This is a genomic window from Ligilactobacillus sp. (genome assembly GCF_036846325.1).
In the GTDB taxonomy this organism is placed as follows: Bacteria; Bacillota; Bacilli; order Lactobacillales; family Lactobacillaceae; genus Ligilactobacillus.
In genome coordinates this window covers 1-1,477 of the sequence record NZ_DAIUCE010000198.1, presented here as the reverse complement: position 1 = coordinate 1,477, position 1,477 = coordinate 1, and the positions used below count along the sequence as shown (strand labels likewise).

Here is a 1,477-nt window from a genome sequence, read left to right as displayed (position 1 = left end):
GACAAGGTGTGGAAGCGAGCGGTCATGAGCCCGTACGCAAGCTTTGGACGACCGAGCGCTCAGCACCGTACAACTGAATGGTGATGAAGATCCGTGCCGTGATGGCACGGATCTTTTCTTGCAGGAAATGCATTTTCCCTGGCGAAAAGCTGAATCAACGCAATGAAAAAACCGCAACCTTAGCTGCGGTCTGCTGAAAAGCACCGGATTACTGCAATGAAATGTCCTTGCCCAGGTATTTTTGCGACAATTCCTGAAGAGTGCCGTCATCATGCATGGAGCTGATGGCGCTGTTGATTTTCTTCAAAAGTTCTTCGTTTTTGTACGTAACTGCGACAAACTGCGACGAGGTAATGGCAGGATCGCTGATTTTGACGAAAAGGTCTGCAGTCTGTTCATCATTTGTCGCATCAGCGGCTTTGACGTGTTCAGGGTGGTCTTTAAGATAGTTCGAATATTCGTAGTCGCTCAGAATCGCGGCATGAATTTTTCCTTCTGCAAGTGCCTTGTCCATGGCCTTGATGTTCTTGAAATAACGCGGCTTAAGGAGCAAATTTTTCAGAAGCTGGGTCTGATTGCCGTCAGTGAGCATTCCGACTGGCTTGTTCGCCAGTTTTTCGAGCGTTTTCCTTTTGCCGTCATGTCGCCTGAACAGGATGTTTGGTTCGTAGAGATACGGTTCTGAAACGTCGAAAACGTCCTGGTTGACGTTAAGCGCATCAATCGAACCGAATGCGATTTGAATCTGCCGCTTCTTCAGTGCCGCTTCAAGTTTTCTTCTGGTGTCATATGCCTTGAAGCTGACAGAGTCATTCGTCAGTTTTCTGGCAATTTCGGGCTCCAGTCCACGGGCCTTCTTCCGGTAAAAGGTGCTGTAAGGGGCGTTGTCCTTCAGGATGCCGACCGTCATGCTTGCATCGGCATTGACTGGGAAAAGCATGATGAAAAATGCAGCAAGGAGTGCCGCCAGGATTTTTTTTTGCTTCATTAAATTATTCCTCCGAAACTATGAACTGACTCGACAATATTATATAATAATCGAAGGACAGGGGGCAATCAAATGCAAGGATTCGAAAAATACTATCGCAAGACGTGGCAGGAACGACTCGAGATTTTAAATGAGCATACTATTTCTGATGAACAGGTTGAAATTTTAAAGGACTGTGCCCAAAACCCGGACCTTGGCGAAACGATGATTGAAAACTTCATTTCAGAGTATCATCTTCCTGAAGGGGTGGCACTTAATCTGGTCGTCAACGGAATCGAATATCTGGTTCCGATGGCAACCGAGGAGCCTTCCGTGATTGCTGCTGCAAGTCACGGCAGTTCGATTGTCAGGAAATCAGGCGGGTTCAGGGCCGAGACTGAAAGCAGGCTGATGATCGGCCAGATTGTCCTTGAAAACGTCAGCGATGCCCCTGAAATGAAAAGAAAATTGGAAATGCTTGAAAAGGATATCCTTAAAGTTGCAGATGAT

Annotated in this window: 1 protein-coding gene and 1 pseudogene; one reads left to right on the top strand and one right to left on the bottom strand. The window is 46.9% G+C overall.

The annotated features are described in order from the left end of the window. Positions 1-208: 208 nt before the first annotated feature. On the bottom strand, positions 209-988 hold the full coding sequence (locus V7Z60_RS10155) for a substrate-binding periplasmic protein (RefSeq protein ID WP_334117683.1): 780 nt from the start codon (positions 986-988) through the stop codon (positions 209-211). Between the two features lie 72 nt (positions 989-1,060). On the opposite strand from V7Z60_RS10155, the pseudogene V7Z60_RS10150 reads away from it, so the two are divergent. Further along, positions 1,061-1,477: pseudogene (locus V7Z60_RS10150) on the top strand (hydroxymethylglutaryl-CoA reductase, degradative); the annotation flags it as partial.